Annotated in this window: 21 protein-coding genes and 1 pseudogene; 15 read left to right on the top strand and 7 right to left on the bottom strand. The window is 75.3% G+C overall.

Translation table 11 applies throughout. The features are described 5' to 3' along the window. The first annotated feature begins 101 nt into the window (after positions 1–101). On the top strand, positions 102–908 hold the full coding sequence (locus tag AB0L40_RS16915) for a S8 family serine peptidase (protein WP_364356886.1): 807 nt from the start codon (positions 102–104) through the stop codon (positions 906–908). Positions 909–917: 9 nt separating this feature from the next. Here AB0L40_RS16915 and AB0L40_RS16910 read toward each other — a convergent pair whose 3' ends face one another. Further along, the gene (locus AB0L40_RS16910; RefSeq protein ID WP_364356883.1) at positions 918–2351 is read right to left on the bottom strand and encodes a wax ester/triacylglycerol synthase family O-acyltransferase; all 1434 of its coding nucleotides are present in this window, start codon (positions 2349–2351) and stop codon (positions 918–920) included. Between the two features lie 127 nt (positions 2352–2478). Here AB0L40_RS16910 and AB0L40_RS16905 point away from each other — a divergent pair, with 127 nt between their 5' ends. After that, positions 2479–3537 carry a M28 family metallopeptidase gene (locus AB0L40_RS16905; RefSeq protein ID WP_364356880.1) on the top strand — a complete coding sequence of 353 codons (1059 nt, stop codon included), beginning with the start codon at positions 2479–2481 and terminating at the stop codon, positions 3535–3537. 105 nt (positions 3538–3642) lie between these two features. Here AB0L40_RS16905 and AB0L40_RS16900 read toward each other — a convergent pair whose 3' ends face one another. Beyond that, positions 3643–4602, bottom strand: a complete 960-nt coding sequence (locus tag AB0L40_RS16900; RefSeq protein ID WP_364356877.1) for an NADP-dependent oxidoreductase — start codon at positions 4600–4602, stop codon at positions 3643–3645. A gap of 153 nt (positions 4603–4755) precedes the next feature. On the opposite strand from AB0L40_RS16900, the gene AB0L40_RS16895 reads away from it, so the two are divergent. The 3 genes from AB0L40_RS16895 to AB0L40_RS16885 are packed head-to-tail and all read left to right on the top strand — an operon-like array spanning position 4756 to position 7890. Next, entirely contained in the window at positions 4756–5736 is a 981-nt protein-coding gene (locus AB0L40_RS16895; protein WP_364356874.1) for a 4-hydroxy-3-methylbut-2-enyl diphosphate reductase, read from the top strand. Positions 5737–5744: 8 nt separating this feature from the next. After that, a complete protein-coding gene (locus AB0L40_RS16890) occupies positions 5745–6881 on the top strand; it encodes a hypothetical protein (protein WP_364356871.1) in 1137 nt (378 codons plus the stop codon). A gap of 10 nt (positions 6882–6891) precedes the next feature. Beyond that, positions 6892–7890 carry a hypothetical protein gene (locus tag AB0L40_RS16885; RefSeq protein WP_364356868.1) on the top strand — a complete coding sequence of 333 codons (999 nt, stop codon included), beginning with the start codon at positions 6892–6894 and terminating at the stop codon, positions 7888–7890. Positions 7891–7899: 9 nt separating this feature from the next. Here AB0L40_RS16885 and AB0L40_RS16880 read toward each other — a convergent pair whose 3' ends face one another. Further along, positions 7900–8670 carry a DipZ protein gene (locus AB0L40_RS16880; protein WP_364356865.1) on the bottom strand — a complete coding sequence of 257 codons (771 nt, stop codon included), beginning with the start codon at positions 8668–8670 and terminating at the stop codon, positions 7900–7902. A 100-nt stretch (positions 8671–8770) separates the two neighbouring features. Here AB0L40_RS16880 and AB0L40_RS16875 point away from each other — a divergent pair, with 100 nt between their 5' ends. From AB0L40_RS16875 to AB0L40_RS16865, 3 genes are all read left to right on the top strand, one after another. Then, the gene (locus tag AB0L40_RS16875; RefSeq protein ID WP_364356862.1) at positions 8771–10216 is read left to right on the top strand and encodes a fenitrothion hydrolase; all 1446 of its coding nucleotides are present in this window, start codon (positions 8771–8773) and stop codon (positions 10214–10216) included. Then, complete coding sequence (locus AB0L40_RS16870) at positions 10213–10386, top strand: hypothetical protein (RefSeq protein WP_364356859.1); 174 nt, start codon at positions 10213–10215, stop codon at positions 10384–10386. The genes AB0L40_RS16875 and AB0L40_RS16870 overlap by 4 nt, the downstream gene beginning before the upstream one ends. 211 nt (positions 10387–10597) lie before the next feature. Continuing rightward, positions 10598–10861, top strand: coding sequence for a hypothetical protein (locus AB0L40_RS16865; protein ID WP_364356856.1), 264 nt, complete (start codon positions 10598–10600; stop codon positions 10859–10861). Positions 10862–10863: 2 nt separating this feature from the next. Here the strand turns inward: AB0L40_RS16865 and AB0L40_RS16860 are convergent, their stop codons facing one another. Next, positions 10864–11472: an SCO family protein gene (locus tag AB0L40_RS16860; RefSeq protein WP_364356853.1), complete on the bottom strand. Its 609-nt coding sequence runs from the start codon at positions 11470–11472 to the stop codon at positions 10864–10866. 214 nt (positions 11473–11686) lie between these two features. Between AB0L40_RS16860 and moeB the strand changes: the two genes are divergently transcribed. From moeB to AB0L40_RS16825, 7 genes and pseudogenes are all read left to right on the top strand, one after another. Then, positions 11687–12877 carry a molybdopterin-synthase adenylyltransferase MoeB gene (gene moeB, locus AB0L40_RS16855; protein WP_364356850.1) on the top strand — a complete coding sequence of 397 codons (1191 nt, stop codon included), beginning with the start codon at positions 11687–11689 and terminating at the stop codon, positions 12875–12877. Positions 12878–12890: 13 nt separating this feature from the next. Continuing rightward, positions 12891–13169, top strand: a complete 279-nt coding sequence (locus tag AB0L40_RS16850) for a ubiquitin-like small modifier protein 1 (protein WP_364356847.1) — start codon at positions 12891–12893, stop codon at positions 13167–13169. A gap of 56 nt (positions 13170–13225) precedes the next feature. Beyond that, positions 13226–14803: an AarF/ABC1/UbiB kinase family protein gene (locus AB0L40_RS16845; RefSeq protein WP_364356844.1), complete on the top strand. Its 1578-nt coding sequence runs from the start codon at positions 13226–13228 to the stop codon at positions 14801–14803. Between the two features lie 44 nt (positions 14804–14847). Beyond that, positions 14848–16971, top strand: a complete 2124-nt coding sequence (locus AB0L40_RS16840) for a RecQ family ATP-dependent DNA helicase (protein WP_364356841.1) — start codon at positions 14848–14850, stop codon at positions 16969–16971. Positions 16972–17093: 122 nt separating this feature from the next. Further along, the gene (locus tag AB0L40_RS16835) at positions 17094–18068 is read left to right on the top strand and encodes a cysteine synthase family protein (protein WP_364356838.1); all 975 of its coding nucleotides are present in this window, start codon (positions 17094–17096) and stop codon (positions 18066–18068) included. A 4-nt stretch (positions 18069–18072) separates the two neighbouring features. Continuing rightward, positions 18073–18228 (top strand): annotated as a pseudogene (tatA, locus tag AB0L40_RS16830) (twin-arginine translocase TatA/TatE family subunit); the annotation flags it as partial. Positions 18229–18424: 196 nt separating this feature from the next. Further along, positions 18425–18844: a M67 family metallopeptidase gene (locus tag AB0L40_RS16825; RefSeq protein ID WP_364356835.1), complete on the top strand. Its 420-nt coding sequence runs from the start codon at positions 18425–18427 to the stop codon at positions 18842–18844. A gap of 153 nt (positions 18845–18997) precedes the next feature. On the opposite strand, the gene AB0L40_RS16820 is transcribed toward AB0L40_RS16825, so the two are convergent. The 3 genes from AB0L40_RS16820 to AB0L40_RS16810 form a co-directional block, all read right to left on the bottom strand. Continuing rightward, positions 18998–19642 carry a DUF1802 family protein gene (locus tag AB0L40_RS16820; RefSeq protein WP_364356832.1) on the bottom strand — a complete coding sequence of 215 codons (645 nt, stop codon included), beginning with the start codon at positions 19640–19642 and terminating at the stop codon, positions 18998–19000. Between the two features lie 160 nt (positions 19643–19802). Continuing rightward, on the bottom strand, positions 19803–21464 hold the full coding sequence (locus tag AB0L40_RS16815) for a hydantoinase B/oxoprolinase family protein (RefSeq protein ID WP_364356829.1): 1662 nt from the start codon (positions 21462–21464) through the stop codon (positions 19803–19805). Then, positions 21461–23377: a hydantoinase/oxoprolinase family protein gene (locus AB0L40_RS16810; RefSeq protein WP_364356826.1), complete on the bottom strand. Its 1917-nt coding sequence runs from the start codon at positions 23375–23377 to the stop codon at positions 21461–21463. The genes AB0L40_RS16815 and AB0L40_RS16810 overlap by 4 nt, the downstream gene beginning before the upstream one ends. Positions 23378–23498: the final 121 nt, after the last annotated feature.

Below are 23498 nucleotides of genomic sequence, written 5' to 3'. Positions count from 1 at the left end.
GCTGAGCGCATGGGGCGGATCCTGCCGACCGTGTCGGCGGCCCGTGCGATCTGCGTGTCCGGTGCCCTTCGAAATCCTGAGTGCTACGCACCGCGGCGGACGTGCCGACCACCGAGCAGGGGTGGCCCGCGAACGTCCTGCAGCCCTCCGGCACCGGCTCGGACCCCGACGCCGGGATCGGGCTCACCGTCACCGCGGCCACGGCGGCCGGTGCCCGCGCGTCGTTCGCCGGCTCCGGCAGCCAGGTCAGCGTCGCGGCCTACGGGGCGTACGCGGACCAGGGCGCGGGCGGTCCCCCCGGGATCGTCGGCGCGTTCCCGCCCGGCGTGCCGGCCGACGAGAGCCCGACCTCGTCCGGCGCCGCGGCGGCGACGCGCACGAGCATCCGCGGCGACACCCGCTACGCGTACCAGGCGGGCACGTCGATGGCGACGCCGATGGTCGCGGGCGTCGCGGCCCTGGTGCGCAGCGCCAACCCCGACCTCGGGTCCGCGGCGATCGTCAGCCTGCTCAAGCGCACCGCCAAGCGCGCCGCGGGCTGGACCCCGGCGCTCGGCTGGGGCGTCGTCGACGGGGAGGCGGCCGTCGAGGCCGCGCGGAAGATCGACCTGCGCGCCCCGTCCGCGACGTTCGCGGCCGGCTCCCGCGCGATCGCGGGCCCGACGGCGACGCTCAGCTGGCGCGGCACCGACCGCTCGCCGGCGCCGCTGGTGCCGTCCGGGATCCGGACGGTCGAGCTGTGGCGGAGCGTCGACGGCGCGAGGTTCCAGTACGTCGGGGCCGCTCGCCGCGGCCTCACGGTCGACGTCCCGCGCGGCGAGGTCCGCTTCACGCTCCGGGCGGTCGACCGGGCCGGCAACCGCGCGAAGCTCTCCGCGAAGCGCGCGATCACGCTGACGCGGCCGTAGCGGTGGCCCTCAGCGCGACCCGGCCGCGGTCTCCCGCTCCGCCGCCACCTGCGCCGCGAGCGCGTCGAGCCGGTCGATCTCCTGCGCGATGCCGTCGGCGATGAGCTTGAGGTCCGGCAGCGCGTCGTGGTCGCCGATGAGGCCGAAGTTCACGGCCCCGTCGTAGGAGAGGATCGCGATCGCCAGCGCGTGGTCCTGGGGCAGGAACGCGATGGGGAAGGCGCGTTCCATCCGGCGGCCGCGGAAGTACAGCGGGAACTGCGGACCCGGGACGTTCGTCACGAGCAGGTTGAAGAGGCGGGTGGAGAACGTCAGCCGCGAGGCCTGCGCGAGGATCGTCGGCGGCGCGAAGTTCTGGACGTTCGCGATCGCCTCGGCGCCGAGCGCCTGCTTGCTCTCCTTCAGGTCCTTCATCGCCTCGCGGATCAGCGTCAGCCGCTGCACCGGGTCGTCGATGTAGACCGGGAGCGGGCCGCGCATCGCCGTCAGGCGGTTGCCGAGCTGGCCCTGCTCGTCCTTCGCGCGGGTGGACACCGGAACGAGCGCGCGCAGCTCGAGGCCCTCGGTGCGCACGCCGCGCTCCCGCAGCCACTCGCGCAGCGCGGCGGTCACGACGGCGAGGACGACGTCGTTGACCGTCCCGCCGAACGCGTCCTTGATCCGCTTGAACGTCGCCAGGTCGCACTCCACCGCGCGGTAGCGGCGGTGCGGGCCGATCGGGACGTTCAGCGGGGTCGCGGGGGCGGGGTTCAGGAGCGCCCACGCCATCTCGCCGACGCCTTCGCCGACCTCGCGGGCGCGGCCCAGCGCGGCCCGGGGACGGCCGAGCGCCTCGACCGCGCGGGCGGTCCCCAGGATCCCGGCGCGTGCGGCGCCGCGGACGCCCTCGGCGAGCAGCTCGGCGCGCGTCGGCACCGGGCGGGGCTGCCACGCCTCGTCGGGGTGCGGGACGACCATCGGCTCCGGGCCGAGGTCCAGCAGCGCGGTGGCGATGTCGATGCCGCTGAGCCCGTCGATCAGCGCGTGGTGGGTCTTCGAGATCATCGCCCAGCGGTCGGTCTCGATCCCCTCGATCACCCACAGCTCCCACAGGGGCTTCGAGCGGTCCAGGCGCTGCGAGAAGATCTGCGCCGTCGCCTCGCGAAGCTGGGTCCGCTTGCCCGGTGCGGGCAGCGCGGTGCGGCGCACGTGGTACTCGAGGTTGAACGCGGGATCGTCGATCCACACGGGGTTGCCCGACTGCAGCGGGGCGTGCTCGAGCCGCTGGCGGTAGCGCGGCAGGAGGTGCAGCCGGCCGCGGACGGTCTCGAGGACCTCGTCGAAGGACGGGGGCGGCCCCTCGAAGACCGTGAGCCCGCCGATGTGCATGTGCGAGGCCGGGCCCTCCTGGTGGAGGAAGCCGGCGTCGACGGCCGTGAGCCGGTCGGAGCGCTGCTGGGCCATGGGGAGAGTCCTCGGTCGTCGGGATGCCACGGCCCGGCGAGCAACCGCCCCGACGGGCCATCGCCCACCCTACTTGCGGTGCCGGGCCCCGTCACCGTGCGGCACCGGGTCCGTAGGCTGCCGGGGCATGCACCGTCAGCGCCCTTCCGCGATCCGGATCGTGCTCCTCGTCGTGGCGGCCACGCTGGGGGCCGCGGTGCTGCTCGCGCTGGTCCAGGCGATCTCCGGCAACCGGCCCGAGCGCCGCACCACGACGTCGACGCGCAACTCCGTGGCGACGGTGCCGACGAAGGCCGCCGCCCCTGCGACGACGACGGCCGCGGACGGGGTGCCGACGCGGGCGACCCTGGACCGCCAGGTCGCGGCCGCCCGCCGGCCCGACCCGGCCGTCCCGGAGGCGCGCACCTCCGCGTTCGACGCCGCGCGGGCCCTGCGGCTCGTCCGGCTCCAGGTCGCCGCCGGACCCCGGCCCGCGGGCAGCGACGCGCTGGCGGGCGTCCGCCGTGAGCTGCTCCGGCGCCTGCCCGACGCCCGCAGCGAGCCCGTGACCGGCCATCCGGGGCTCGTCAACCTCGTGGGACGCATCCCCGGCCGGGCCCCCGCCGTGGTCCTGGCCGCCCACTACGACACCCAGCTGCTGCCCGTCGGCTTCGTCGGCGCCAACGACTCCGCGGCCGGTACGGCCGTCGTGCTCGAGGCCGCCCGCGCGCTCTCGCGCCGGCCCCGGCCCGCCGGCGCCCGCGAGGTCCGCTTCGTCCTCTTCGACGGCGAGGAGCTGCCGCCCGGCGGCGACGACGACCAGTTCGAGCGCGACGGCCTGCGCGGCTCGACGGCCTACGCCGCGGCCCACGCCTCGGAGGTCGGCTCGCTGGTGCTGGCCGACTACGTCGCCGGGCGGGGTCTGCGGCTCCCGCGCGAGCTCGGATCGGACCGGACCCTCTGGCGCCGCGTCCGCGCGGCCGCGGGCCGGGCCGGCGTCGGGAAGGTCTTCGCCGGCACGGGGATCGGGATCGTCGACGACCACCTGCCGTTCCTGCGCGCCGGCGTCCCGGCCGTCGACCTCATCGACTGGGACCACCCGCAGAAGAACACCGTGGACGACACGATCGACCACCTGTCCGAGCGGGCGCTCGACGCCACGGGGGAGACCGTCGTCGGCTGGCTGACGGCCGAGCGCCGCCGCTGAGCCGGGACGGCGGGCGTTCCGCGGCCGGACCCCGGCGGGGCGCCGACGCCTGGCGCGGACCGTCGCTCAGGCCGTCGGCGGAGGCGGTCCCGCGCCGCCGGCCGCTCAGGCCCCGGGCACGGCCACGGGCGAGACCGTCACGACGCGGACGCCCCGCGGGCCGGAGGACCACGTCGCCGGGTCCTCGCCGATCGCGGCGAGGTCGAGCGTGGCGGCCACGGGTACGCGCAGCGCCCCGTCGGCAACCAGCCGGGCGAGCTCGTCGAGCTGCCCGGGGTTCGGCTCGAGGAAGACGTTGGTGACGTCGACGTCGGGGCGCCCGGACCCCGTCGCGGCGCCGAAGGCGGACACCGCGTAGCCACCCTCGTGGAGCACCCCCAGCGCGGCCTTGAAGTCGTCGTGATCACGGTCGACGAGGTCGACCAGCGCGTCCACGCCGTCGGGCCTGAGCGCCCGCAGCGCGGCGACGACGTCGGACCCGGGGTCGAGCACCTCGTGCGCGCCCTGCTCGCGCAGCAGCGCCTCGTCGTCGGCGGCACCGGTCGCCACGACGCGGGCCCCGCGCGCGACGGCGAGGGCGACGACGATCGGGGCCAGCCCGAAGACGTCGCCGTCGACCAGGAGCTCGCGGCCCGGCGCGGCCCGCGCGGCGCTGACGAGGTTCATCGCGACCACGCCCGCGAGCCCGAGCGCGCCCGCGACGGCGTCGTCGACCCCGTCCGGGATCGCCGCGACCAGGTCGCCGTCGGGCACGACGATCCGCTCCGCCCAGGCGCCGCGTTGGACGACGCCGCCGAGCACGAGCCCGAAGACCCGGTCGCCGACGGACCGGCGCTCGACGCCGGGGCCGACCGCCGTCACCGTCCCCGCGAAGCTGCGCCCGAGGGTGACGGGGAAGACGTGGTCGGCGAGCTCGAGCGTCCGGCCCTGCGCGATCGCGACGTCGAGTCCCGACACCGCGCTGGTGCTGACGGCGACCTGCAGCTCGCCCGGGCCGGGCGACGGGGCGGGGACCTCCGCCAGCCGCGGGCGCGATCGGGGGCCGTCGACGGTCAGGGCTCTCATGGATCGACCCTAGCGCCCGGGCGTCCCCGGTCCTTGTATGACCCAGGTTCTCGGGTGCGCCCGCGTGCCGAGGCTCCCCGTCCGTGACCGATCTCCGACCCTGGTGGTCGGGAATCGGTATCCCCGCGGCCCGCAGGCAGCTACCATGGAGGCGTGACCTCGCTCCCCACCCCGGACACCGTCCTGCTCGCGCGCCCGCGCGGCTTCTGCGCCGGCGTGGACCGGGCCGTCCAGACCGTCGAGCGCGCGCTGGACCTCTACGGCCCCCCGGTCTACGTCCGCAAGGAGATCGTCCACAACAAGCACGTGGTCGAGAGCCTGCGCGCCCGCGGCGCCGTCTTCGTGGACGAGCTGACGGACGAGGTCCCCGCGAACGCGATCACGGTCTTCAGCGCCCACGGCGTCAGCCCCGCGGTCCACGCCGACGCGGCGGAGCGCGGCCTGCGCACGATCGACGCGACCTGTCCCCTGGTGACGAAGGTCCACCGCGAGGCCGTGAAGTTCGCCGAGGAGGGGTATCACATGATCCTCATCGGCCACGCGGGCCACGAGGAGGTCGAGGGCACGATGGGCGAGGCGCCCGACCACATCACGCTGGTCGAGACGATCGCCGACGTCGACACGCTCGACATCGACCCCGACACCGAGAAGCTCGCCTACATCTCGCAGACGACGCTCTCCGTCGGCGAGACCCGCGACATCATCACCCGCCTGCGCGAGCGCTTCACCCACATCACGGGTCCGCGCAAGGACGACATCTGTTACGCCACGACGAACCGCCAGGCGGCCGTCAAGGAGCTCGCCGAGCAGTGCGACCTCGTGCTCGTGATCGGCTCGAAGAACTCCTCCAACTCGCTGCGCCTGGTGGACGTCACCCGCGAGCTGGGCACCGACTCCTACCTCATCGACCACGTCGACGAGGTCCAGGACGAGTGGCTGGACGACAAGCGCACGGTCGGCATCACGTCGGGCGCCAGCGCGCCGGAGGAGCTCGTCGCCGGCCTGGTCGACCTCTTCCGCTCCCGCGGGACGACGGAGGTCCGCGAGCTCGAGGTCGTCCGCGAGGACGTCCGCTTCATGCTGCCCAAGGCGATCCGCGTCGAGCAGCACGCCCGCGAGGCCGTCCAGGCCTGAGCGGGCCGGTGACGGACGCGGCGGTCCCCCCGACGCTGGTCGTCTCGGATCTCCACCTGGGGTCGGGCTCGGGGATCGACCTGCTGCGGGGCCCCGGGCCAGCCCAGGACGCGCTGTTCGCCGCGCTGGACGGCGTCGAGCGGCTGGTCGTCGCCGGGGACCTGCTCGAGCTGCGCCACGCGCCGCCGCGGGCCATCCTCGAGCGCGCGCGCCCGTTCCTGGCCCGGCTGGGCGAGGCCCTCGGCCCCGACCGCGAGCTGCTGCTGCTCGCCGGCAACCACGACCACCGGATGGTCCGCCCGTGGCTGCACGACCTGCGCCTGCGCGGCGACCCGCTCGCGCTCGCCGCCGAGGTCGACCCGGCGACGGCCTCGCCGCTGGCCGTGGCGGTCGGCGCGGCGCTGCACTCCGGCGCAGGCGTCGGAGCGCGCCTGCGCGTCGCCTACCCGGCCGCCTGGCTCGTGCCGCCCCCCGCGGAGGGCACGGGCGGCGTCCTGGTCACGCACGGCCACTACATCGACGCGCTCTGGCGGATGCCGACGTTCGAGCGCCTCTCGGCCGGTCTGGCCGCCCGCAGCCACGGCGTCGCGATCGACGCGCTGCGCACCCCGGACGACTTCGAGCGCCTGATCTCGCCCGGCTACGGCTGGATGGACGCCCTGGCCGACCACGCGACGGGGACCCGCGTCGGCGCGTCGCAGCGGGCGTCGGCGAACGTCTGGGCGCGCCTGAACGACCGCCGGTCCGTCTCCGGGCGGGGCCTGCGGATCGCGGTCCCGCGGGTCGTCGCGGCGCTGCGCCGCGCCGGGATCGACGGCCTCGACGACCGGCTGACCCCGGACACGCTGCGGGTGGCGGGCCTGCGCGGCATGGATCGCGTCGCGCGCCAGCTCGACCTCCGTCCCGCCCACCTGATCGTCGGCCACACCCACCGTGCCGGGCCGCTGCCGGGCGACGCGGCCTGGGAGTGGCGCCTGGAGCGCGGCGGCACGCTGTGGAACACCGGGTCGTGGGTGCACGCCGGGGGCGCGCCGACGGGCGAGCGGCTCGGCCCGGGGAGCCCGTACTGGCCCGGGCGCGCCGTCCGGGTCGACGCCGACGGCGCTCCGCGGCTGCTGGAGCTCCTGGGGGCGCTGCCGGGGTAGGTTGCGCTCCATGCGCATCCCGTCCCCTCGCGCCGCTTCCCTGCTGGCCGCGTCGTCCGTCCTCCTGCTCGTCCCGGCCACCGCGGGCGCCACCTCGGGCGGCGTCGACTCCGTGGTGCTCGGCGACGCCCGGCCCGGCGCGGTGCCGCGGCCGCTGACGATCCGGGTCGCCCAGCCGGCGTCGGACGCCGCGCCGAAGGAGGTCCGGATCGCCGTGCAGGGCCTCACCCTGGACCCGGGGACGACGTCGGGCCGGCGGATCGGCACGCTCGACCTCGACACCACGCTCGGCGCGTTCAGCGGCCTGGCCGTCTCGACGGCGGGGCCCGGCGACGGGGCCCCCGGCCGCTGGAGCCTGGCCACCCCCGGGTTCGGCTCGTTCTCCGCGGCCGTGCGGCCGGGGACGGACCTCGACGCCGCGGGCGCCCCGGTGGCCACCGCCGGGTCCACGCTGATCGCGGTGGCCGTGCCGACGGACCTCCCGCTCGGCGCGAAGCTCACGAGCGTCACCCTGCGCCTGAACGTGGACGAGCAGGGTTGCGCGACGTCGACGCCCGCCGCGACGAACCCCGCGGCGGCGGGCAGCTACCGGGTCCGGGCCTACGTGGGAGCCGCCGACGGCACCAGCCGCGTCAGCGACGCCGCCGCCGTGGTCGCCGCGGACGCGAAGCCCCAGGCGCTGCCGTCCGGCTGCCCGGCCGTGGCCGACACGGCCGGGGGCACGGGTGGCGGGTCCGCGAAGAAGCCGAAGGTCAGCCTCGCCGCCGCGAAGCGCCGGCTCGCCCCGGGCGGCCGCACCACGGTGCGGGTCCGGGTGGCGAACGGTCCGGCGGACGTGACCGTCCGCCGCGGCTCGCGCACGGTGAAGACGCTGCAGAGGGTCGGGACGTCCGCCCGCAGCTTCGTCTTCCGCGCCGCCCGGGCCGACGCCGGCCGCCTGGTGACGCTCACGGTCCGTCCGAAGGGCGGAACGGCGGCGAAGCTGCGCATCCGCGTCGCCCGCCGCTGATCGCGGGCGCTACCCCTCGGACTCCGGGGCCGCGAGGCCGGGCGCGAAGCTCACGGCGTGGACCACGGTGCCGTCGCCGGGCTCCAGCCGGAGCTCGCCGGTCGTCGACGCGTCGTGGGCGATCAGCAGCTGCGCGCCGGGGTGCTCGACGACGACCGTCTCGCCGTTGACGACGAGCGAGCCGATGCCGTCCTCCGGCGGCTCCAGCGTCGCCCAGACCTCGCCGGCGGTGTAGGACCCCGACCAGGGACCCTCCTGGTCGTTCGTGGGCATGACCAGGAGCGCGTCGTCGGCGTCCTCCGGGCGCAGCGGGGCGATCGGCTCGGCGTCGAGGCCCAGGAGCTCCAGGAACGCCTCCTCGGTCGCGCGCCAGCCGCCCTCGCCGTGCTCGTAGTCCACGAGCCAGCTCTGGCCGTCGAAGAGGTAGCGCGACGGCCAGCCGGGCGCCTCGAACTCGTCGCGGTACGCGCCCTCGTCGTCGATCAGAACGGGGAACGTCAGGCCGAGGCGCTTGATCGCCGCGCCGACGCGCTTGTAGCCGCGCGAGACCTCGAAGCCGGGCCAGTGCACCCCGACGACCCGCAGGCCGTCGGACTCGTAGCGCTCGTGCCAGGCCTGCAGGTAGCGGGCGCTGCGCACCGACGCGGGCCGCGCGACGTCGAGGAACTCGACGAGGACGGGCCGGCCCTTCTGCTGGTCCATCCGCAGCATCGCCACGTTGGCCCAGAGCGCCGGGCGGGGGAACGGGGGAGCGGGGATGGACTCCGCGGGGACGCGCATGAGGGCCGACACGGTACATCGTCGGTCGCGGAGGGCGGTCGAGGACGCCGTCCGCGGGGGGTGGGGTCGGGCGCGCGACCGGCTCCCTACCATCCGGCGAATGCTCGACGCACGACCGGGACGGTCACGGCGGTGGCTCGCCGCCGGGACCGCCGTCGCGACGGCCGCCCTCGTGGCCCCGTCCCCCGCGGCGGCCCACGGCCTGGGCGGCACGCGCAGCCTGCCGATCCCCGAGTGGCTGTTCGCGTGGGCGGCGGCGATCGTCCTCGTCGTCTCGTTCGTCGGCCTGTCGATCCTCTGGCCGCGGCCCCGGCTCGCCCAGCTCGCCGAGGGCCGGTCGTTCGCGGTGCCGGCGGCGGTCCGGGCGGCGGGCCGGATCGGCTTCGGCACGCTCGGCGTCCTGCTCTGGGCGCTCACCGTCTGGGCCGGCCTGACCGGCACCGAGAACATCCAGGCGAACATCGCGCCGACGATGGTCTACGTCGCCTTCTGGGTCGGCATGCCCGTGCTGTCGCTGTTCGTCGGTGACCTCTGGCGCGTCCTCAGCCCGTGGCGGGCGATCGCCGACGCGGCCGCCTGGATCGGCCGGCGCGTCGCGGGCCCCGACGGCCTGCCCGCCCCGATGCCCTGGCCGGCCCGCCTCGGGCTCTGGCCCGCGGCGGCGGTCCTCCTGGCCTTCGCGTGGCTGGAGCTCGCGGCGCCGGACAAGGACGCGCCGGACCTCCTGGGCCTCCTCGCGCTGCTCTACGGCGCGGCGATGCTCATCGGCAGCGGCGTCTACGGCACCCGCTTCCTCGACCACGCGGACGGCTTCGACCGCTACTTCGGCCTCGCGTCGACGCTGGCGCCGCTGCGCTGGTCCGACGGCCGCCTGCACCTCCGCTGGCCGGGCACGGGCCTCGCCGACGTCGGGCCGCAGCCGGGCCTGGCCGCGGTCGTCCTCGTGCTCGTCGGCTCCACGACCTTCGACGGGATCTCGGCGGGCGAGCTGTGGACGTCCGACGGGTCGCCGGGGGTGTGGCTGACCGACCGCTTCGCCGACCTCGGGTTCACCGCCAACGGCGCGGCGACGGCGGCGGCGACGGTCGGCCTGGCCGTGATCGTCGGCCTGGTCAGCGGCTTCGTCCGCCTCGGCATCGCCGGCGTCCGGTCCGTCGATCCGACGCGCCTGGACTCCCGTGAGCTGATGGGCCGCTTCGCCCCGACGATCGTCCCGATCGCCGTCGGCTACGCGGTCGCGCACTACATCTCGCTGCTGGCCCAGCGCGGCCAGTCCCTCGGCTTCATGTTCTCCGACCCGCGGGGGACGGGCGCCGACTGGTTCGGCACCGCCGGCTGGGGCGTCGACTACGGCCTGCTGAGCGGCAACTCCGTCTGGTACGTCCAGGTCGTCGCGCTCGTCCTCGGCCACATCGCGGGCCTCGTCGCGGCCCACGACATCGCCCTGCGGACCTTCCGTGGTCCGCGCTCCGCGGCCCGCTCGCAGTACTGGATGCTGGCCGTGATGGTCGCCTTCACCTCGCTGGGGCTATGGTTGCTGTCGTGACCGTGCTCGCTCACATCGGCCACTGGTACCACGTCTTCCTGTACCTGGCCCCGGTCCTGCTCGTCGCGGGCGGCCTGTGGTTCGCCGGGCGCCGGCTGCCCGAGGAGGGCGAGGACGGGTTCGACCACGACGGCGAGCCCCTCGAGCCGGACGCCCCCAGCGGCGCCTGAGGACCGGGCGGCGACGGGCCCGCCGCGGTCCGGCGCAGGACGCCCCCGCGACCTCGCACCCCAGCGCCGATCCGGGCCTCGGAGCGTCCGGCGACGACGCCGCACCGTACCTGCGTGTGCGATCTCGCACGGGGTCCCCGGCCGGTGCAACGAACGACCTTCGACGGGGTTCTCAAGGACGAGGCGAATCCTTCCGATACCGAGACCAACGATGCTCCCCTGCGACACCCACGCGCTGCACGAGCTGCTGGACTCCGTCCCCGACACGCGGGACGTGATCGTGCGTCGCGCCGACGCCGAGAACCTCGCCCAGGCGGTCTGGGAGGCCGCCCGCGACGACGCGCTCGAGGCGTGGGCCGCGTGGTCGCGGCGCCCCGGCCGGAGCGCCTGGACGGTCTTCGTCGCCGCCCGCGACCGCGAGGACGCCGCGTTCGCCGCCCTGGGCGACGACGCCGGGGTCCCGCAGCCCGCCTGACCTCAGCGGGCGCTGGCCTGATCCTGCGCCTGGACGGCGCGGACGTCGTGCGCCAGGTGCTCCGACGTCAGCTTCTCCGCCGGGAACGACACCTGCTGCCGGCCCTCGGCGTCCAGGACGAGCACGACGGCCGAGTGCTCGAAGCCCTGGCCCTGCGGCAGGATCGCGTAGGCGTTCCAGATCGGCTCGAGCTGGGCCTGCGTGCCGAGGACGAAGTGGGCGCGCCCCCGCAGGCGCATCTTGTTCAGGAACCGCTGCGCGTTGCCGGGGGTGTCGTTCTTCGGGTCGACGCTGACGATCACCGTCGGCACGTCCTCGCCGAGCTCGTCGAGGCTCGACGCGATCTGGAGGGCCGTGGCGGGGCAGGTGTCCTCGCACGTGCTGTACATGAACGTGACGATGGCCGGGCGGCCCCGGAGCGACGCGAGCGACACGACCCGGCCGTCCTGGTCCTTCAGGCGGAAGTCGGGGGACGCGACGCCGCGGCGGCTGACGCCCTGAAACGGCGAGCCGGCGTGCTGGATGCCGTCGTCGTCGCCCGATCCCGGCCCGCCGGAGCTCGTCAGCGCGAGCACCGCGAGGACGCCGAGCAGGACGACCGCGGTCGTCATGAGGGAGAGTCTGAGGCGCGCGTTCACGACCGATCGAGGGTAGTGGCTCCGCGCGCGAGCCCGCGCCGCGAGGCGCGGTGCAACCCGTCCACACGCCGCGCCGGACGGTCCGCGAGACTGCACGGGACGTGGGCGCGCTCCCCGACGGGAGGCCCGTCGCGGTGGCGCTACACTTTGTAAAGCAAGGAAACCCTATGGACCTTCAGGTGAAGACATGACCCCTTCGGGTGCGGAATTCGTCCGCCAGATCAAGGGCCAGATCGAGGAAGTCGATCCGGCTCAGGTCCACGACGTGCTGTGGGACGAGAACGTCGTCCTGGTGGACGTCCGCGAGAGCGACGAGGTCGCCGCCGGCAAGCTGCCGGGCGCCGTCCACGTGCCCCGTGGCTTCCTCGAGTCGCGCATCGACGGCGCGGTCGGCGACCGCTCCAAGCGCGTCGTCCTCTACTGCGCGTCCGGCAACCGCTCGGCCCTGGCCGCGCGCACGCTGAAGGAGGACCTCGGCTACGAGCACGTCGAGTCCATGACCGGCGGCTACACGCTGTGGAAGGACCGCGGCTACGAGGTCGACGTCCCGCGCACGCTCTCCGCCGAGCAGCGCGAGCGCTACAGCCGGCACATCCTGATCAACGAGGTCGGCCTCGAGGGCCAGATCAAGCTGATCGACGCGAAGGTCCTCCTGATCGGCGCCGGCGCGCTCGGCTCGCCGAACGCGCTGTACCTCGCCGCCGCCGGTATCGGCACGATCGGCATCGTCGACGACGACGTCGTCGACCTCTCGAACCTGCAGCGCCAGGTCGTCCACGGCACCGCGACGATCGGCGTGCCGAAGGTCGAGTCCGCCGCGAAGCGGATCAACGACCTCAACCCCGAGGTCAAGGTCGTCCAGCACCAGCAGCGCCTGGACGCCGAGACGGTCCTCGACCTCTTCAAGGACTACGACGTCATCGTCGACGGGACGGACAACTTCCCGACGCGCTACCTGATCAACGACGCCGCCGTCCGGTTGAACAAGCCGGTCGTCTCCGCCGCGATCCTCGGCTTCGAGGCGCAGCTGTCGGTCTTCGACACCTCGCACCCCGACGGCCCCTGCTACCGCTGCCTCTTCCCGGTCCCGCCGCCGGCCGAGCTGGCCCCGTCCTGCGGCGCCAACGGCGTCCTCGGCGTCCTCCCGGGCACGGCCGGCCTGCTGCAGGCCACCGAGGTCATCAAGCTCATCATCGGCGTCGGCGACCCGCTCCGCGGCCGCCTGCTGATGTACGACGCACTGGCCGCCGAGTTCAACGAGGTCAAGGTCCGCAAGGACCCGGAGTGCCCCGTGTGCTCCCGCGACCGCGCGTCGATCTCCGACGAGGAGATGGGCGTCTTCCCCGACTACGAGGCGTTCTGCGCCGCGGCGGGCTAGGGTCCGGAGCCTCATGGCCACCATTCGCATCCCTCCGGTCCTGCGCCCGTCCGTCGGCGGCGAGCGCCAGGTGAGCGCCGACGGCGCCACGGTCGGCGACGTCCTCAAGGACCTCGTCGCGTCGCACGAGGAGCTGGGCAGCCAGCTCTTCGGCGCCGACGGCGAGCTGAACCGGTTCGTCAACGTGTACCTGAACGACGAGGACGTCCGCGTCCTCGGCGGTCTGGAGACCGAGGTCGGCGCGGCCGACACGCTCCAGATCCTGCCCGCGATGGCGGGTGGCGCGGCCTAGCGCCGCGCAGCGCCCGTCCTGATCGGGCGCTGAGGTCCGACGGGTACCTTCCGTAGGTGCCCGACGGACCGAACGAGACCCCGCCCGAAGCCGCCGGCGAGCTGCCGACGGGCCGGGTCGCCCGGACGGCCCGGGTCGGCCGCCTCGTCGCCGGCCAGGGACTCCGCTGGACCGGCATGCGGGCCGCCAACCGCGTCCGCTCGCCCGAGCGCGCCGAGCAGGCCCGCTCCGACCGCACCGCGGCGCTGGTCCACCAGCTGGTCGACCAGCTCGGCCAGATGCGCGGCGCCGCCATGAAGGTCGGCCAGATCCTCTCGATGGTCGAGTTCGACGGCCTGCCCGAGGACCAGCGCACCGAGCTGCAGACGAAGCTCGCGAAGCTCCGCGACGACGTCCCGCCGGTGCCGTTCCGCAAGCTCGAGAAGCTGATGCGCGAGGAGTTCGGCGGGCCCCTCTCGTCCGTCTTCTCGTCCTTCGACGAGCACGCCTTCGCGGCCGCGTCGATCGGCCAGGTCCACCGGGCCACGACCCTCGACGGCCAGGACGTCGTCGTCAAGGTCCAGTACCCGGGCGTCGCGGAGGCCGTGGAGACGGACCTGCGCAACGCGATGCTGCTGCTCCCGCTCGTCAAGCGGCTCGCGCCGGGGCTCGACGCCCGGGCGCTCGCGGACGAGCTGCGCGAGCGCATCTCCGAGGAGCTCGACTACGAGCTGGAGGCCCAGAACCACCGCCGGATCGAGCGGCTGTACCGCGGCCACCCGTTCGTGCGGATCCCGCGCGTCCTCACCGAGCTCTCGACCCGCCGCGTGCTCGTCTCCGAGTACGTCGAGGGCCAGCGCTTCGAGGCCGTCCGCCGCCTGGACCAGGACGACCGCGACCGCTACGGCGAGATCGTCGTCCGCTTCTTCTTCGGCCTGCTGTTCCGCGAGGGCATCGCGCTCGGCGACCCGCACCCGGGCAACTACCTGCGCTGCGCCGACGGCCGCGTCTGCTTCCTCGACTTCGGCCTGCTGCGCGACGTCTCCCCGGCGTACCTCGACGGCGAGCGGGCGATCGCCGCGGCGACCCGCGACGCCGACGCCGGCGCCCTACGCGACGCGCTGATCACCACCGGCTACCTGCCGCCCGAGCGCGCGGCCGAGATGGACGGCGACCTCGTCCTGCGCCTGATGCGGGCGATGGCCGGCTGGTACGCCGTGCCGGGGGAGCGGCAGTTCGCGCCCGACGCCGGTGATCCGCGGGTCTGGACGACGCCGGAGGGCGAGGCCGCGCCCGGTGCCGGGGGCGCGCCCAGCGCCGTCGGGGCCGACGGCGAGGAGCTCGTGCCGGCCGTCGGGGACGCGGGTCCGGAGTCCACCGGCGACGCCGCCGTCGAGCCCGTCGAGCGCGATCGCGCCGAGCAGCGCGCTCGGATGAAGGCCGTCCGCGCCGAGGCCAACCGCTTCACGCTCCCGGCCGAGGCGGTCCTCGTCCGCCGGATGTTCGACGTCGTCGCGATCGTCCTCGGGCAGCTCCGGGCCGGCGCGGACTGGGGCGCCATCGTCGGCGAGACCCTCTACGGCGACGACCCGGTGACGCCGCTGGGCGAGGCCGACGCGGAGTTCTTCGCAGGGTCGCAACCCGCGCGCGTCTGATCCGCAACACCCCGTCACCCACCCGGTGACGGGTGTAGGGCAGCATGGAGGACGTGGTCACCACGACGGACATCCCCCTCGCCGACGAGGCCCTCGGACGCCTCCGGCAGCTGACCGGCAACCCCGAGGCGGTCTTCCGCGAGCACCAGCTGGACGCCGTGACCGACCTCGTGGAGGACCGCGCCCGCGTCCTCTGCGTCCAGCGGACCGGCTGGGGGAAGAGCGCCGTCTACTTCGTCGCCACGGCGCTGCTGCGCGCCCGGGGCGCGGGGCCGACGCTGATCGTCTCGCCGCTGTTGTCGCTCATGCGCAACCAGCTGCAGGCGGCGGAGTCGATGGGCCTGCGCGCCCACACGATCAACTCGACCAACGCGTCGGACTGGTCGGAGATCGAGCGGCTGATCGCGGCCGACGAGGTCGACCTGCTGCTGATCGGCCCCGAGCGCCTGAACGCCGACCGCTTCCGCGAGCGCCTGCTGCCGGTCGTCGCGGCGAGCACCGGGCTCCTCGTCATCGACGAGGCCCACTGCGTGTCGGACTGGGGCCACGACTTCCGCCCCGACTACCGGCGTATCAAGGACGTGCTCGCGGGGCTGCCTGCGGACGCGGCGGTCCTCGGGACGACGGCGACGGCCAACGACCGCGTGGTGGCGGACGTCGTGGAGCAGCTGACCGCGCCCGCCGGGGAGGACGGCGCCCCGGCTCCCGGGGCCCTGCGCACGTACCGCGGGTCCCTGGCGCGGACGAGCCTGCGGCTGGAGGCCGTCGAGCTGCCGCACCCCGCCGAGCGCCTGGCCTGGCTCGTCGAGCACCTCCGGGGCCCCGACGCGCTGGAGGGCTCGGGCATCGTCTACACGCTGACCGTGGCCGACGCGGAGCAGGTCGCGGCGTTCCTGAAGGACCAGGGGATCGCCGCGGAGGCCTACACCGGCCAGCAGGCATCGGAGGACCGGATCGCGCTCGAGGAGCGCCTGCAGCGCGACGACGTCAAGGTCGTCGTCGCCACCAGCGCCCTGGGGATGGGCTACGACAAGCCCGACCTGGGCTTCATCGTCCACTACCAGGCACCCGGCTCGGTCGTGGCCTACTACCAGCAGGTCGGCCGTGCCGGCCGCGGGGTCGACCACGCCGAGGTCGTCCTGCTGCGCGGTGCCGAGGACCGCCGGATCCAGGACTTCTTCATCACGCAGGCTTTCCCGAGCGCCGAGCGGGTCGCCGAGGTCCGGCAGGTGCTGGCCGGCGCGGGGGAGGCCGGCGCCACGACCCGCGAGGTCCAGGCCCAGGTCAACCTCGGGCTCACGCGCCTGGAGTCGATGCTGAAGGTCCTGGACGTCGAGGGCGCGGTCTGGCGCTCCAACGGCCGGTGGGGCGACGTCCCGGACACCGACTGGGTCTACGACGAGGAGCGCTACCGCCACGTCACGCAGCTGCGCCGGGCGGAGCAGGACGCCATGGCCGCCTTCGGCACCGACGGACGCTGCCTGATGCGCACGCTGCAGGAGGAGCTGGACGACCCCGACGCCGGGGACTGCGGCCGCTGCGCCGCGTGCACCGCGCCGAAGTACGGCGACGCGCCGGACGTCGAGCTGGTCCGGGCCGGGCAGACGGCGCTGCGCTCGCGCCCGGTCTCCTTCGACCCCAAGCGGATGGCGCCCGAGGCGGGCAGCGGCAAGATGCGCAAGATCCCCGAGGACGCGCGGACGGAGCCCGGCCGTGCGCTGGCTCGCCGCGGCGACGCCGGCTGGGACCGCCAGGTCCGCGCGGAGCTCGAGTCCGGCCGCCTCGGCGACGACGTGGTCGAGGCGCTCGCGGAGCTCGTCCGCGGCTGGGGCGTCGGGCCGACGTGGGTCACGGCCGTCCCGTCGCGCCGGCCGGAGGACCCGGTGTCCGACCTCGCCGCCCGGCTCGCCGCCGCCCTGCAGCTGCCGTGGCAGCCGGTCGTCGCCCGGCGCGACGACCGCCCGCGCCAGGCGGGGCAGCGGGGCGCGGCGCAGCAGGCCGCCAACGTCCGCGGCGCCTTCGCGGTCACGGCGGATCCGGCCGAGGGCCGCTGCCTGCTGGTGGACGACGTCCGGCAGAGCGGCTGGACGCTGGCGATGGTCGGCGGGCAGCTGCGGCGGCGCGGAGCGGGACCGGTGCTGCCGCTGGTGCTCAGCACCGCGAACTGACCGCCGGGCCGGGCGTCCACGATCGTCCCCGTCCACCGGCCCGGGAGCTCCGGGAGCGGCAGAGCGCCCCCGACGTCCATCTGGGCGGGACGCGGCGGCTTCGTGGCTACACTTCGGAGGTCATGGCGATGCCTCCTCTCGAGAACCGGCCGTGCGCGGGTCGCTACGGCGACATCGTGCAGTCGATCGGGCACACGCCGCTGATCGAGCTCAAGCGCCTGTCGCCGAAGCCCGGCGTCCGGATCTGGGCGAAGCTCGAGTCCGCGAACCCCACCGGCTCGGTCAAGGACCGCGTCGCGAAGGCCCTGATCGAGGACGCCGAGGAGCGCGGCACGATCAAGCCGGACTCGATCATCCTGGAGCCCACCTCGGGCAACACCGGGATCGCGCTGGCGATGATCTGCCGGCGCAAGGGCTACAAGCTCAAGGTCGTGATGCCCGACAACGTCACGCAGGAGCGCACCGACCTCCTGCGGATGTACGGCGCCGAGATCGTCTACTCGCCCGGCGACCAGGGCAGCAACGGGGCGGTGGCGATGGCCAACGAGATGGCGGCGTCGGACCCCAAGTACGTGATGCCGTACCAGTACGGCAACCCGGCCAACCCGCTGGCGCACTACAACGGCACCGCGGTCGAGATCCTCGACGAGCTCGACGGCCAGGTCGACGCGTTCGTCGCCGGCCTCGGCACGGGCGGCACGCTGATGGGCAACGGCCGGCGCTTCAAGGAGGAGCTCGGCGACCGCGTCAAGATCGTCGCCGCCGAGCCGATGCAGGGCGAGCCCGTCCAGGGCCTCCGCTCGCTGGACGACGGGTTCATCCCGCCGATCATCGATCTCTCCCTGCTGGACCGCAAGATCTTCGTCACCAACGCCGACGCGATCGTCTGGACGCGCAAGCTCCTCGACGAGGAGGGCCTCTTCGCGGGGGTCAGCTCCGGGGCGATCGCCCGGGTGGCCGTCCGCATCGCGAACGAGATGGACGAGGGCAACGTCGTCTTCATCGTCTGCGACGACGGCTGGAAGTACCTCTCGTCGGGCATCTACACGCGCCCGATCGAAGAGATCAAGGACCTCGAATCTACGCTTTGGTGGTGACCTGATGGGCCCTATCGGACCTACGGAACTGATCGTCGTCCTCGTGATCGCGCTCCTCGTGCTCGGCCCGAAGAAGCTCCCCGAGGTCGGCAAGTCCCTGGGCAAGGGCATGCGCGAGTTCAAGGACAGCCTCTCGAACGCCAATCCGTTCGAGGACGACGAGGACGACCGCCCCGCGCCGCGCAAGCGCCCGGCCGTCGTGGCGCCGCCCGCCGGCGACGAGGCCCTCGCCGAGGACCCGGCGCCCACGGCGACGGTCCCGGGCGAGGGCTCCGAGGCGCAGAACGCCTTCGGCGCCAACAAGTCGTGACGGGCCGTCCCGCGCAGCCGCGCGGCCCCCGCACGGGGAGCGACCGGTGAGGATCCCCCGCTCGCTCCTGGACCAGGTCGTCGCCCACGCGCTCCGGGACGCCCCGGACGAGTGCTGCGGCCTGTTGGCCGTGCGCGACGACATCGTCGTCGGCGTGCACGAGCTCGAGAACGTCCTGCAGGGCCCGAAGGTCTTCGGGTTCGAGCTCGGCGGCCGCTCGTACCCGCGCGCGATGCTCGCGATCGACGACGAGGACGCCGAGGCCGGCGTGCTCTACCACTCGCACACGCGCTCGGCCCCGTACCCGTCGCAGACGGACATCAACTTCGGCCGCGACCCGCAGCGGCTCCCCGGCGTCGAGTGGCTGATCATCGGCACCAAAGGCGCGGAGCCCGAGGTCCGCAGCTACCTGATCGCGGAGGACGGCGAGGTCACCGAGGTGGCCGTCGACGTCCTCGACGACTGACCGGCGCCGCCCGCGCCGCCCGCGCCGCCCGCGGGCCGGCTGCCCCGCCCGAGTCGGCACCGTCGCCGCCGGGGAACGACGAAGGGCCGCCCGTGGGGCGGCCCTTCGTGGTCCTGCGGTGCCCGCCGCGCGAGGCGGCGGCGGGCGGGGGCGCTAGGCCAGCGCCGGGAGGTCGGCGCGCTCGGCGCTGCCGTCCAGGATCGACTCGATCTGGTCCGTCGCGCGGGTGAACTCGTCGTCGGAGAGCACCGGGGTGCCCTCGAACGGGAGGTCGCGCTGGATCTCGAGCCACGAACGGCATCCGCCGAAGTCGTCACGCACGCGGACCGTCACCGGACGCGGGATGCGGTACGCACGCAGCAGCACGACGTGCAGCGGGTGGCGGTGCTTCCACTTCAGGCGCTTCTCGGCGTAGTCGGGCGTCCACACGTAGTACGGGGAGAGCGCCTCGACGACGCGCGCGTCCGTCACGGTGTAGTGCGCGACGGCCTCGGCCCACGCCCGGATGCGGACGCGCTCCGGCTGCGGGATGCCGCCGTCCTCCGTCAGCGCGGTGGGCGGCGGGTCGCCGTCAGGCCACACGCCCTCCTCGAGGGCGCGACGCAGCTCCGGGAGGTGAGACTCCCGGATGACGTCGTTGCGCTGGTGATCGAAGGTGGGGTAGAGAAAGAAGCGATCGTGGTCGAGCCGGAAGTGCTTGTGCTCTTCCCGGACTCCGCCCTTGCGGAGCGTGAGCAGCTGCTCACCCTCGGCGAGGGCACGGACCGTGACCGCCCATTCCTTGAAAGCAATCGGCATGGCGGAACCAACTGTTGGAGATGAAACGAACCTGGGCGCAGCCGCAAAAAACAAGCGGAGATCGCTCCAGGCCGGAGAAACCATCGTTGCAGACACCGCTGCAAAAACCAAGCGATTCGCTGAACTCCGTGCGGCAGCGCACGGATCCGGGCGGATCCTGCTAGGGCGCCGCCGGGCCGTCGCCCGGCGGAGGCGGGGTGCCGCAGCCGCCGCCTCCCGGCGTCTCGATCCGGAGGACCTGGCCGGGTTCCATCCACCCGCCCGTCTTGGGCGGGAGCTCCCGTCCGTCGAGGGCGTGCCGCCCCCGAGCGCCGTCTTCGCCGCCGTCGGCGCCGCGTGCCCCGACCGTGCGGCGCTCGCCGAGCAGCTGGTACTCCAGGGGCTCCAGGGCCCGCAGCTCGCGGACCACGCCGTCGCCCCCGCGGTGGGCCCCGGCGCCGCCGCTGCCGCGCCGCATCTCGTAGCGCTGGACGCGCACGGGGAAGCCGACCTCGAGCGCCTCCACGGGGGTGTTGCGGGTGTTCGACATCGCGACGTGCACCGCCGACGGGCCGTCGGCGTCGGGCAGCGCGCCCTGGCCGCCGGCGATCGTCTCGTACATCGTCCGGTGCTCGTCGCCGAGCGTCACGTTGTTCATCGTGCCCTGGCCCAGCGCGCGGCCGAGCGCGCCGAGGACGAGGTCCGCCACCCGCGAGCTCGTCTCGACGTTGCCGGCCACGACGGCCGGCCGGGCGCCGTCGGGCCCGGGGCGCACGTCGAGGATCGAGCCCGGCCGGGTCAGCACGGAGATCCGCCGCCGGGTGCCGTCGTCCGTCGGCAGCTCGGCGTCCGCGACGGCCGCCCGCACGGCGAACAGACAGGCCGACTCGGTGACGGCGCGCGGGCAGTTGAGGTTGTGGGCGCCCTGGTCGGGCGCGTCCCGCAGGTCGACCTCGACGGCGTCGCCCCGGACCTCGACGCGGACGTGCAGCGGGATCGGGCCGTCGCGGCCCTCGAGCAGGTCGTCGAACTCGTGCACCCCGCGGGGCAGCGAGCCGATCGCCGCGATCATCCGGCGCTCGCCGTAGGCGAGGACCTCGGACAGCGCCTCCTCCAGGGCGTCGGGACCCCGGGCGGCCGCGAGCTCCGCCAGGCGGGCCGCGCCGGCCTCGCAGGCGGCGACCTGCGCCCGGAGGTCCGCGCGCCGCTGCTCCGGGTGCCGCATCAGGCCGGCCAGCTCGTCGACGAGCCCCGGCGTGAGCGGGCGCGGCGTGATGATCACGCCCTCCTCCTCGAGCGTCGTGGAGTCCGCGGGCATGGACCCCGGCGTGCGCCCGCCGACGTCGGCGTGGTGGGCCCGGGCGGCGGCGAATCCGACGAGGCGCGGGCCTGCCGCCCCGTCCTGCCGGCCGCCCGGAGTCGCCGTCCGCGTGACGCGGTCCCCACCGGACGCGGTGCCACCGTCGGCCCGGTGCCACCCGTCGTCCGCCGGCTCCCCGCCCGGCGCGTCGCCCGCGAAGACCGGCGTGACGACGGTGATGTCGGGCAGGTGGGAGCCGCCGGCGTAGGGGTCGTTGAGGATCCAGGAGACGCCCGGGCGGTGCTCCTCGTCGCGCACGGCCGCCACCGACGCGGGCATCGCGCCGAGGTGGACGGGGATGTGCTCCGCCTGGGCGATCATCTCCCCGGCCGCAGAGAACAGGGCGGTCGAGCAGTCGCGGCGCTCGGTGATGTTCGGGGAGTGCGCGCTGCGCACGAGCACCGCACCCATCTCGTCGCAGGCGGCGCGCAGCCCGCCGACGAGGACCTGGAGGTCGACGGCGTCGAGGCCCGGGGCGCTCATGCGTCGGCCTCCCACGGGGCGGGGGCCGGGACCGCGTCCTGCGCCTCCAGGTGCAGCGTCCCGTGCGCGTCGGTCCGTGCGCTCCACCCGGCGGGCACGACGACCGTGGCCCCGTCCAACCGGACCACCGCGGGCCCGTCCGTCGTCGCGTCGTCGCCGCCCGCGCCGAGCGCGACCTCCGGTGCCGGGCTCCGGACGGTCTCGCGGATCGTCACGAGCTCGAGCTCCGCGTCGGGGTCGTCGAACCCGTAGCGCTCGCGGTGCGCCGCGGCGAACGCCTCCCGCAGCGCGCCGGGGTCCGGCGCCACGTCCCGCACGGTCAGCTCGAACGCCTGCCCGGCGTAGCGGACGTCGTAGGCGCGCTCGACCCGCGCCTCGGCGTCCCGGTCCGGCGGCGCCGCGTCGGCCGCCAGGGCGTCGTTCGTGATCGCGTCGCCGCGCAGGAGGACCGTCCGCGCGGTGTCCGACCGGCGCTCGGCGGCGGCGAGGCCCAGGGCCGAGAGGACGCCGCCGGCGCGGGGGACGAGGACGCGACCGATGCCCAGGCGCGCCGCGAGCCCCGCCGCGTGCAGGCCGCCGGCGCCGCCGTAGGCCAGCAGGGCGAAGCCTCGGGGGTCGACGCCGCGCTCGACGGTCATCACGCGCAGGGCGCGGGACATCTCGGCGTCGGCGACCCGCAGGATGCCGCGGGCGCAGGCGTCGAGGCCCAGGCCGGTGGTCTCGGCCAGCGCCCCGACGGCGGCGCGGGCGGCGTCGACGTCCAGGGTCACCCCGCCGGCGAGCGGTGCCTCCGGGCCCAGCGTGCCGAGCACGACGTGCGCGTCGGTCACGGTCGGCTCGGTGCCGCCGCCTCCGTAGGCCGCGGGCCCGGGCACGGCGCCCGCCGACCGGGGCCCGACACGCAGCGCGCCGCCCGCGTCCGCCCACGCGATCGACCCGCCGCCGGCGCCGACCGTGTGGATGTCCACGGTGGGCAGCGCGATCGGGCGGCCGCCGATCGCGCCGCCGCCCGTCTCGCGGACCCGGCCGCCGGTGACGACGAGGACGTCGCAGGACGTCCCGCCCATGTCGAAGCAGAGGAGGTCCGGCTCGCCCGTGGAGCGCGAGACGATCGCGGCCGCGGCGGCGCCGCCCGCCGGGCCCGAGAGCACGGTCGTCGCGCCGCGCCGGGCGGCCTCGTCGAGGTCGCAGACGCCGCCGGAGGACTGCAGGACCTGGGGGCGGGGGAGCCCGGCGTCCTCGCAGCCCGCGGCGAGCCGGCGCAGGTAGCGGCCGACGAGCGGCGAGACCGCGGCGTCGACCTCGGTGGTGGCGGCGCGCTCGTACTCCCGGAACGTCCCGACGGCCTCGTGCGACAGCGACACGTGGACGTCGTCGCCGAGCGCGGCGCGCAGGGCGCGCCCGAGGAGCCGCTCGTGCTCCGGGTGGCGGTCCGCGTGCAGCAGGACCACGGCGACGGCCTCCGGCTCCAGGGCCGCGACCGCGCGGGCGACCTCGTCCGCGGCGGCGGGATCCAGCGGGAGCTCTGGTCCGTCGGGCCCGCAGCGCTCCGGGACGGCGACCCGGCGCTCCGGCGGGACCAGCGGCGCGACCCGCGGCCGCGCGAGGTCGTAGAGGTGGGGGCGGTCCTGGCGCCCGAGCTCGACGAGGTCGACGAAGCCCTCGGTGGCACACAGCACCGTGCGCGCGACGCGGCCCTCCAGCAGCGCGTTGGTCGCGACCGTCATGCCGTGCCGCAGGCCGGTGACGTCGGACGCCTGCGCGCCGGCGGCCCGGAGCACCGCGGCGACGGCCGTGAGCACGCCCCGGGACTGGTCGTCCGGCGTGGTCGGCGTCTTGGCGGTGTGGACGCGGCCCCCCTCCACGAGCGCCGCATCCGTGAACGTGCCGCCGACGTCGACCCCGAGGAGCATCACGCCGAGGGTAGCGGCGGGAGGGCTCCCGGCCCGGGACGGCGCGTCCGCGCCTCCCGCCCGCGGCGGAGCACGGTCGCGGACGGCGCCGTTCGCGCCAGCCCTTCAGCCACGCACCGGC

Origin of the sequence: Patulibacter sp. NPDC049589, from assembly GCF_040675535.1 — a bacterium.
GTDB lineage: Bacteria > Actinomycetota > Thermoleophilia > Solirubrobacterales > Solirubrobacteraceae > Patulibacter.
The sequence above is the reverse complement of the archived record's forward strand: the minus strand, read 5'-3'. Positions and strand labels throughout refer to the sequence as shown.